Source organism: Mycobacterium sp. Root265 (assembly GCF_001428895.1).
Lineage (GTDB): Bacteria > Actinomycetota > Actinomycetes > Mycobacteriales > Mycobacteriaceae > Mycobacterium.
Map to the genome: position 1 here is coordinate 1 of NZ_LMJA01000020.1, position 8,952 is coordinate 8,952.

Consider the following 8,952-nt stretch of genomic DNA (forward strand, 5'->3'; position numbering starts at 1 on the left):
GGTGCCCGCGCATTTCCAGTACCTGGACGCCCTGCCGTTGACCACCAGCGCCAAACTCGACCGCAAAGCCCTACCCGCCCCCACCCACCACCACAGCGAGCCGTGTCCGTTCATGGACCCGCGGTCGACCACCGAGGCGCTCGTCGTCGCCGCCTTCAGCGAAGCGCTGCGCCGCAGCGATATCGGTGTCTTCGACAACTTCTTCGAACTCGGCGGGCATTCGCTGATGGCGGCCCGGGTGATGGCGAACGTGTGCGAGTCGGCGCGTGTCGAGCTGCCCCTGCGCAACCTCTTCGAACGTCCGACACCGGAACAGCTCGCCGCCGCGATCGACGCGCTCTCGTGGGCAACCGTCAGCAGCGACCAACTGGCGTTCGCCGGCGGCGGGGACAGGGAGGAGATCGAGCTGTGACGACTGCTGACCTTCTGGAAGAGCTGCGTAAGCTCGACGTCCGGATAGCGCTGGACGGTGATCGCCTGCGCCTCAATGCGCCTGTCGGGGCGCTGACCGACGCGCACAAGCGCGATCTCGCGCAGCGTAAGCCCGAAGTCATCGCGTTCCTGCGCGAGGCACAGCGGGTCGTATCCCAGCAGCGCGCAATCGTGCCGCTGGAACCGCGCGGATCGCGGACCCCGATCTTCGCGGTGGCCGGCCACAACGGCGATGTTTTCGCCTATCGCGCGCTCGCGCGGCAGCTCGGCGCGGAGCAGCCCTTCTTCGGCCTGCAGCCGCCCGGGCTCGAGGAGGGCAGCGAACCGCTGACGTATGTCGAGGACATCGCCCGCTATTTCGCCGATCAGATCCGCGCGTTCCGACCCGACGGGCCGATCACCATCGCCGGTTACTGCGCCGGCGGCTCGATCGCGTTCGAGCTCGCCCGCCAGCTCACCAACTCCGGCACGTCGGTCACCAATCTCATCATGTTCGGCGCGCCGTACTGCACGTTCTATCGCCGACTGCAGTGGACGGTGGCGCTGGCTCGTCATTACGGCAGCCGATCGATGACGCACGCCCGCAGACTGTGCACCGTCCCGATGGCCGAGCGCAGGCGTTACATCGCGCTGCGCGCGGGGCATCTCGCCGACACCGTGCGCGGCCTACGACAGCAGCGGTCCGAGCAGGTGGGCGACGCCGTGCTGACCCGCCGCCGTGCCGTGGTGGCGGCGACGCTGGCCGCGGCACGGGCGTATGTGCCGACATCCTCGGGTCTGCACCTCGACGTCATGCTTCCGTGCGAGTCGTGGCAGCGGTCATCGGCGCGCCCGTTGCGATGGAATCGACTTGCCGCGAGCACCACTGTGTTCACCGGACCCGACGGCTGCAGCAGCGACACCATGCTGCTGCCGGAGCACGTGGCGACGTTCGCGGCCTTCGTCCTGCAGACGCAGCAGCGTTACGCGCAGAGTGGCCCGACGTGACCGCCACGAGCTCAGCAGCCGGGTTGCAGCAGTGCCCGGACGTACCCCGCGGTCTGGTACAGGTACTCGAATGCCCACCGGCGCGCCGAGATGGGGGTCGGGTTCGGCACCATCACGAGCTCACCGTCGAAACATTGGCGAAGGATGTACCTGGCCCGGGATACGTGAGGCCGAAATGTGACGACTATGACTGTGCGCCAACCATGTTCGGCAGCCAGCGCCTGCAACTGCCGCGCTTCGCCCTTGGTGGTCGGTGGGTCCGGGACGAAGCAGTGCACCGCGAACCGGGCATGCGGTTCGTCGCAGTACCGGGTCAGGCGGGGGTTGTCCGTCCCGCTCGGGTTCGACACGACCAGATTGGGCGCCCAGCCCTGTTCGGCAAGTTCGAAGCCGAAGGGGTAGCGGCCGTGGTGCGGCCCGCTCAGGATCACAATGGCGTCGGCGTGGCGCAATTCGTCGACGCGCGGATGGACGTAGACCGGGAGGCCGGCGGCGACGGCGGTCATCAGAACGAAAGCAAGAAATATCATACGGCGCAACAATTTCCGCGCTGTCGCGGACGATGTGTGTCGTCGACGATCAGGACGCACAGGTGTCCCCGCGGCGGATCCTCACGGAGATCGTCATATCGCTACACGGTAGTCGGGCTCCTGGCCGGCCGGCGCCACGAATGCCCAAACGAGGAGAGCGTCCGATGAACGATCACACTGAACTTCAGCTGCCGCCGTTGACGGCCATCCGCGAACCCAAAACCGGCGGGCGCGGGTTTGCGCACCCCATCGGCCGCGGTGTCGGACCCCTGGGTGTGACGGGTAAGCGCGGCTTTCTCGTGCTGCTCGTCTCGGGCGTGGCGATCAACGCGTGGGCGCTTTTCCCCTCGGCTGTCGAGTCGGGAGTCTATGTCCCACTCCCGCAGGGGCCTCCTCCCGTGGCCGCGGAATCCAATCCGGTGCGGGATGCCGCCGGCGATCTGTCGGTGCAGACGAGCCGGATCAGCTTCAGGTTGATGGACACCGGCCGGTCGACCGCGGTGTCGGCGAGCTACGGATCGTTCAATCATGCGAGTGCGGCGTTCGCTGTCGCCATGATGCCGCTGAGGTCGAAGCTCGAGGCGTTGTTGATGCTGCTCTACTCCCGCTACGGCCACGATGCGAGTGTGGTGGGCCTGGAAATGAAGCTCCAGGCGTTGCTGCGGCTGCCGGATTCGCTACTGGCCCAGCTGATTCAGCATCCTGATCTGGCCGATCTGGCCACCATGCTGGATGCCGTTTTCCTGGACTCGAACAATCTGTCCGGAATCAGGACCGAGTTGGACAAGATCGACATCAACTCCACGACGGGGCCGACCGAGCAGATCGATGTGGTCAGCATCAGTGGCAGGCAGTCCTACATCGTCTATTCCCCTGCCGTCCAGCCGGCGGCCGAGAACATCGCAGTGATGCCGACATCCGTGGTCCTGCAACAACCCGTCCAATTCGCGGTGGTGGTCCAGATCGAGGCACCGGCCGAGATGGCCGCTTTCTCGATCGCGCCGAGCATGGAGACGTTCGCCGTGGAGACGTTCGCCGTGGAGACGTTCGCCCCGGAGACGTTCGCCCCGGTTCCCGAGCAGGCCGAACCGATCATGGCCGACTTCACCACCCCCGCAAGCGCCGAGCCGGTGGCGCCCGCCGAGCCGTCCTTCACGAGTGCCGCGGCGTCCGAGGAGCCCACCTACTCTCCGCAACCGGACTTCGAGGACGCCGTGGACCCCGACAATCCGTTCGAGTCGGACGAGGAGTCGCAGGACCAGGGGGAGCCGTTCTCCTCTCCGGGCGATCCCGGCGCCGCCCCGGGTCAGGACGATGCGCCCGCCGCGGAGGCGAACGATACGTCGCCCGCGGATGAACCGAGCGCCGCCGCGCACAATGACAACGAGGGGAACTCGTCGGGTGAGCCGAGCCCCTGACCGGCTGGTCGAGGAGTCAGCTCGGGTTGAGGATGTCGGCGGTGTCGGCGCCGTCGACGACGGAGCGTGCGACATCGGCGAGTCGTCTGTTGTTGCGACGGGCGTAGCGGCGCAACACACCGAACGCCGCGTCCATGTCGACGCCGCCCCGCTCGGCGAGAACACCCTTGGCCTGTTCGATGACCGTCCGTGTGTTCAGCGCGGTTTGCAACTGCTGATTCAGGACGTCCGACTGTAAGGCGACACGTTGGTGGACGATCCCGATCGTCGCCACGTCGGCGAGCGCCTGACCGATCGCGATATCGGTATCCGACATCTTCCCGGGATCGAAGCGCAGCAGATTCAAGGCACCCACCCGATCGTTGCGCAGCCGTAGCGGCAGCGCGTGCACGGACAGGAAGCCGTATTCGATGGCCAGTGCGGCGAACTCCGGCCAGCGGGCGATGTCGATCCGCAGATCGTCGGCGACCACCTGTTCGCCGGTGCGGTAGGACAGCAGGCACGGGCCGTTGTCATGCTGGATCTGGAACAGTTCCAGCAAGCGCGTCTGTTCGCTGTTGGAGGCCAGCACCTGGAATCTGCCGTGCACATCGGCGAGGACGATTCCCGCCGCATCGACCGGCAGCAGCGTCATGGCATTCTCCACCAGCTGCTGGGCCAGTTCGATCACGTCGAAGTCTGCGACCAGCGTGTCTGCCAGCCCCACGAATGCGCGGGCCAAACCCTCGTAACGGTCCATTTTGCTCCCTACGGCATTCTGCCACGGCGTGGCCTGGCGTTCATACGGTGTGGTCATGAGGCGGGGGCCTGGTCGTCCTCGGGATCCGCGTCGATGCGCAGCCCGCCGTGTACCACCTCGGCGGCCACGTCGTCGAGCCGGCGCCCCCGCACGAAGGCATACCCCTGCAATCTCGCGTAGGCGACGCGGACACTCACCCCGAGTTGTGCGACCACCATCCCGGTGGCCTGGTGGATCTCCCGGGAAGACTGCGGCTGAACCCACCAGTGATCGAGTGGATCCGGCTTCTCGGTGGTTCCCGATGCGAGCAGAAGCGTGGTGACGAGGTCCGCGATGGCGACGGCGTCGCCGAAATCGTTTGTGCTCAGCCCGGTCCCGGCGTCGAGGTAGAGGCTCAGGACGCCCACCCGGATCGCGCCGAGCTGTAGCGGCAGCGCGTACACCGAACCCGCCTCGGCGGCCTCCGCCTCCCGGGAGAGAATCGGCCATCGGGGGTCCGGTGCCGACGCATCCGGTGTGGAGACCGGGCCGCCGGTCATGAAGGCTGCCACCGCGGGACCTTCTCCCAGCGCGATCTGAGCCCACTCCATCCGCTCTGCGACACTGTCGCTGGCACAGAGGAATTCGTGTCCTTCATCGCCGGATATGACGGAGATCCCCACCCGTCGCACCGGGAGTGTGGCCAGACAGGCCGCGCACAGTTGCTCGGCGCCGCGCAGATCCGTCGGTGTCTGACCGACAACGGCGAGGAAGCGGGCGCGGATTCCGGTTCGGTCGTCCGAGATCACGGAAGGGGTCCGTCCGCGGACGTGGACGCCGGGCGGAGGTCCGGGGTGAAGGACACAGGGCACCGCCTCCCGTGGCTCGGATACGCCCACCGCGCGGTGGGCATGGCCCGACCCGCAGTCAGCGTACCGCCATTGCATCGGCCCGCCCGGTATGCGACCTGACGCCCGTTTGCCGCGCAAGTGTTTGCGTTCGCCACGAGCTGTCGATCGCGTGGGTCAATCCGTTGCGGAAACTGCACGACATGAATTAACGTGTGCGTAGCAAAGCCGCCCCGGACCCTGGTTGTTTGGCTTTTGATCAGCTAGTTTGAACATCCGGGCAGTCGAGTTTCGGGTAGCGGCCGATGGTGCAGGCATATGGGGGAGAATTTGCCTGATTCGCACCACTCGGCTCAGATGCCCACTCAGAAGGCTCGGCGATACGCGAAGTGGGGGACAAGATGAGGGCTTTCGGATCTGTTGCGGACCGGACGGTGCCGACCGGTATCGGTCTGGATCTGTCAGAGGACTGCGCTCGCGGCGAGGGCCACCGCGACGGTGAGCCGACCGGGATGGCATTGCCGACGAGCCGGGACCGGCTCCGGGACGTGCAGATCCTCATCGTCGACGATTGCGTGCTGTACCGGGACAGCCTGGCGACTGCGCTGGCGGCCAACGGCACACCGGCCACCGGCTCCGCGTGCGACCTGGTCACGCTGGTCACCGCCCTGCAGACCATTTCGGGTGGATTGATTCTGTTGAACATCGCCACCCGCGACAGTGCGGCGCTGTTGCGGACGGCGCTGGCCACCGATCCGGGTGCGCGGGTGGTGGTGCTCGGCGTCTCCGATGACGACGACGACGGCGTCATCCAGTGCGCCGAGGCCGGCGCCGCCGGGTATCACACCCGCAGCCAGTCCTTCCAAGATCTGCTCGAGGTGATGGGCAACGTCGCTGCCGGCGAGCCGTCGTGTTCCGCGCGGGTGTCGTCGATCCTGCTCCGCAGACTCGCGGCGCTCGGCTCGCAACGGCCACCCGAAGTCCAGGAATTGGCCCTCACCGCGCGTGAGGTGCAGATCTTCGGCCTGCTGAAGCTGGGATTGTCGAACCGCGAGATCGCCGCTCAGCTGTGTATCGCGGTGCACACGGTCAAGAATCATGTGCACAGCCTGCTGACCAAGCTCGGTGTGCGGACCCGCGCAGAAGCCGCAGCGCTCGCGCATCCTTCGCAGCATGGGTTCGCGGCGCCGACGGCCATCGCGGCATCCTGGTGAGGCCTACCGGGACGGAATGAGCTCCACGCCGGACAGCACCACGGTGTTGTCCCGGCTGGGTGCGGTGAGCGTCCCGATGTACGTGCCGTCCTGCTTCCAGATGTTGGCCCGCAACGTCTCTCCGGGGATGACGGTGCCGGCGAACCGCGCGCCGTAGGTGCCGACCTGGCGCACATCGCCGTCCAGGAAGTGGTCGACGATAGCCTTGGCGCCGATGCCGTAGGTGCACAGCCCGTGCAGGATGGGCCGGTCGAAACCGGCGGCCTTGGCGAATCCGGGGTCCGAGTGCAGCGGATTGCGGTCACCGCACAGCCGGTACAGCAGAGCCTGCTGCGGCAGCGTCGGAATGGCGATCTCGGCATCGGGTGCGCGGTCGGGCAACTCCACCGACGTGGACGGCCCGCGCTCACCGCCGAACCCACCTTCGCCACGGGCGAAGATGGAGCGCTTCGTCGTCCACAACACCGTCCCGGACTCATCGGTCACGGTGGATTCGCTCACGATGACGGCGGCCTTGCCCTTGTCCCAGATCTCGGTGAAGCGCTGCTTGGACCAGGCCTTGCCGCTGGTCGGGATGGGACCGGGCACGGTCACCGCCTCGCTGGCGTGCAGCACCTTGGACAGCTCGATATCGATGCCGGGGAACTGCACCGACGGCGCCTCGGTCATGTGGAAACTGACCGCGACATTGCCGAACGTGGGCAGCACCTGGGGGGTGTTGTCGGTCAGGTAGCGCAGCTCGCGTTCATCCATCGGGTCCGCTCCGGCGCCGAGGCCGAGGTGGTACAGCTGGATATCGCTACTGGTCCAGGAGAACTCGATGGGATCCAGGTCGGCGGCGAGCGCCTTTTCGACATCGATGGGCACTAGCGGGCCTTTCCAGCTATGGCGAGCGCAGCCAGGTATCCGAAGGTCATGGCGGGTCCGATGGTCCCGCCCGGGCCGGGATAGGTGTGGCCCATCACCGGAGAGCTGACATTACCTGCGGCATAGAGCCCTTCGATCACGGAGTTGTCGTCACGCAGCGCGCGCCCGTCGTTATCGGTGCGGATGCCACCCTTGGTGCCGAGGTCGCCGGGCACCATCTTCGCGGCATAGAACGGGCCGTGCTTGATCTCGCCCAGGTTCGGGTTGGGCTTGATGGTGGGGTCGCCGTAGTAACGGTCGTATGCGCTGTCGCCGCGGTGGAAGTCCTCGTCCACGCCGGACCGGGCGAAACCGTTGAACCGGTCCACGGTGGCGGCCAGCGCCTCCGCGGACAGCCCGGTCTTCTCCGCCAGCTCGGCCAGCGTCTCGGCCTTGACCACCACGCCGGACTCCAGCCACTTCTTCGGGATGCGTTGTCCGGGCTGCAGTCCCGCGAAGATGTAGCGGTCGCGGTACTGCTGGTCGAAGATCAGCCAGGCCGGCACGTTCTCGCCCGGGCCCTCGCCCTGCCCGTACTGACCGCCGTACATGTGGTGGCAGGCCTCGACGTAGGGCATCGACTCGTTCATGAACCGCTTGGCGGACAGGTTGACGATGATCGACCCGGGTGAATTACGTTCGGACAGCGCGAACCACGGCGCGTCCACCAGCGGAACCGTCGGGCCCCACCAGGAGTCCTCCATGAGTTCCAGTGCAGCACCGAGTTTTTCGGCGGCCAAGATGCCGTCACCGGTGTTGGCGGCGGCGCCCACGGTCCACTCGGTGGTGATCGGGGCCCGCTGGTACTTCACCCGCATCTGCTCGTTGTGCTCGAAGCCGCCGGAGCCCAAGATCACGCCCTTGCGGGCCCGGATCAGCGTCGGCTCAGCGCTTTCGGGGTCGTGCGTATTGCGCACGTAGATCCCGCGCACCACACCGTCCTCGACGTACAGATCGGTGAGTGCGGTGTCGAGCAGCACCGGCACGCCGGCCTTCTGCAACCCGATGCGTAGCGGCGCAATCAATGCGCGGCCCATGCCGACCAGGTTCTTGCCGGTCGCGTTGGCCCATACCGAGCGCACGCCGACCTTGAGGCTGCGCAGCACGCCACGCGGGTGGCGCTTGAGCTGGTTGAGCCGGACATAGTCCTGTTGCAGGACCACCATGTTCAGCGGCACCTTGCCGTAGGGCGGCTCGAGGCCCTTCTCGTCTGGGCCGAGCTTCTTGGCGTTGAACGGTTTGGGTTCCACCGACCTGCCGGTGGCCTTGCCGCCAGGAGTCTCCGGGTAGTAATCGGAGTAGCCCGGCACCCAGCAGAGCTTGAGCGGGGAGTTCTTGAGGACGAACGACAGCATCTCCGGACTGCGGTCCAGGTAGGTGTCGATCTTGTCGGCGGGCACCGCGTCGCCGATGATGGCGTGCAGGTACCTGCGAGCCTCCTCAGCAGTGTCTTTGACCCCGTCACGCTTGAGAATCTCGTTGTTCGGGATCCACACTCCGCCGCCGGATCGAGCCGTTGAACCGCCATAGTGCGCAGCCTTCTCAACGACTAGTGTCGAGAGACCCTGGTGAGCAGCGGTGAGGGCGGCGACCATGCCGGCAGCGCCGCTGCCGACCACGACGACGTCGTACTCCTGTCCAGTCATGTAGAACACGTTATAGAATTGCAGTGCCTTTCGACAACAGGCCCGCAACTGTGCCGGTCGGGGGCTTAACAAGATTATGAGGGGAATTCACCAAGATGCTCAGTGTCGAGGTCCGTGACGAGCTCGCTGCCGACCTGGCTCAGGCCGAGCGTAGCCGGGTGCCGACGACTCCGTTGACGGATCGGTATGGCGATATCGATGTGGTCGATGCCTATGAGATTCAGTTGATCAATATTCGGCAGCGGGTGGCTGA

The 8,952-nt window shown here is 66.4% G+C and carries 9 protein-coding genes and 1 pseudogene; 5 read left to right on the forward strand and 5 right to left on the reverse strand.

The genetic code is table 11. The features are described 5' to 3' along the window. On the forward strand, window positions 1–412 hold a 412-nt coding region (locus tag ASE48_RS16490; RefSeq protein WP_200962179.1), incomplete at its 5' end, for a phosphopantetheine-binding protein. Further along, a complete protein-coding gene (locus ASE48_RS16495) occupies window positions 409–1,419 on the forward strand; it encodes a thioesterase domain-containing protein (protein ID WP_057168198.1) in 1,011 nt (336 codons plus the stop codon). The genes ASE48_RS16490 and ASE48_RS16495, both read left to right, overlap by 4 nt. An 11-nt stretch (window positions 1,420–1,430) precedes the next feature. Here ASE48_RS16495 and ASE48_RS16500 read toward each other — a convergent pair whose 3' ends face one another. Further along, window positions 1,431–1,925, reverse strand: coding sequence for a YdcF family protein (locus tag ASE48_RS16500; RefSeq protein ID WP_057168199.1), 495 nt, complete (start codon window positions 1,923–1,925; stop codon window positions 1,431–1,433). 188 nt (window positions 1,926–2,113) lie between these two features. Between ASE48_RS16500 and ASE48_RS16505 the strand changes: the two genes are divergently transcribed. Continuing rightward, complete coding sequence (locus tag ASE48_RS16505; protein ID WP_057168200.1) at window positions 2,114–3,367, forward strand: hypothetical protein; 1,254 nt, start codon at window positions 2,114–2,116, stop codon at window positions 3,365–3,367. Between the two features lie 16 nt (window positions 3,368–3,383). On the opposite strand, the gene ASE48_RS16510 is transcribed toward ASE48_RS16505, so the two are convergent. Together ASE48_RS16510 and ASE48_RS16515 are read right to left on the reverse strand one after the other, a co-directional pair. Next, window positions 3,384–4,106, reverse strand: a complete 723-nt coding sequence (locus ASE48_RS16510) for a GAF and ANTAR domain-containing protein (protein WP_057168203.1) — start codon at window positions 4,104–4,106, stop codon at window positions 3,384–3,386. Window positions 4,107–4,159: 53 nt separating this feature from the next. Continuing rightward, window positions 4,160–4,894 (reverse strand): GAF and ANTAR domain-containing protein, encoded by a 735-nt coding sequence (locus ASE48_RS16515; RefSeq protein WP_057168201.1) that lies wholly within the window; start codon window positions 4,892–4,894, stop codon window positions 4,160–4,162. Between the two features lie 440 nt (window positions 4,895–5,334). Here ASE48_RS16515 and ASE48_RS16520 point away from each other — a divergent pair, with 440 nt between their 5' ends. Then, window positions 5,335–6,147 carry a response regulator transcription factor gene (locus ASE48_RS16520; protein WP_057168204.1) on the forward strand — a complete coding sequence of 271 codons (813 nt, stop codon included), beginning with the start codon at window positions 5,335–5,337 and terminating at the stop codon, window positions 6,145–6,147. Between the two features lie 3 nt (window positions 6,148–6,150). On the opposite strand, the gene ASE48_RS16525 is transcribed toward ASE48_RS16520, so the two are convergent. Both ASE48_RS16525 and kstD read right to left on the reverse strand, forming a co-directional pair. After that, window positions 6,151–7,014, reverse strand: a complete 864-nt coding sequence (locus tag ASE48_RS16525; RefSeq protein WP_057168202.1) for a MaoC/PaaZ C-terminal domain-containing protein — start codon at window positions 7,012–7,014, stop codon at window positions 6,151–6,153. After that, window positions 7,014–8,699, reverse strand: a complete 1,686-nt coding sequence (gene kstD / locus ASE48_RS16530; protein ID WP_057168205.1) for a 3-oxosteroid 1-dehydrogenase — start codon at window positions 8,697–8,699, stop codon at window positions 7,014–7,016. The genes ASE48_RS16525 and kstD overlap by 1 nt, the downstream gene beginning before the upstream one ends. Window positions 8,700–8,794: 95 nt before the next feature. On the opposite strand from kstD, the pseudogene ASE48_RS16535 reads away from it, so the two are divergent. Further along, window positions 8,795–8,952, forward strand: a pseudogene (locus tag ASE48_RS16535) (2-keto-4-pentenoate hydratase); the annotation flags it as partial.

What these genes read in the sequence shown, in the direction of transcription:
- ASE48_RS16500 (WP_057168199.1), bottom strand. Translation starts at nt 1,925, where the DNA reads ATGACCGCCGTCGCCGCCGGCCTCCCGGTCTACGTCCATCCGCGCGTC.
- ASE48_RS16520 (WP_057168204.1), top strand. Translation starts at nt 5,335, where the DNA reads ATGAGGGCTTTCGGATCTGTTGCGGACCGGACGGTGCCGACCGGTATC.
- ASE48_RS16505 (WP_057168200.1), top strand. Translation starts at nt 2,114, where the DNA reads ATGAACGATCACACTGAACTTCAGCTGCCGCCGTTGACGGCCATCCGC.
- ASE48_RS16510 (WP_057168203.1), bottom strand. Translation starts at nt 4,106, where the DNA reads ATGGACCGTTACGAGGGTTTGGCCCGCGCATTCGTGGGGCTGGCAGAC.
- kstD (WP_057168205.1), bottom strand. Translation starts at nt 8,699, where the DNA reads ATGACTGGACAGGAGTACGACGTCGTCGTGGTCGGCAGCGGCGCTGCC.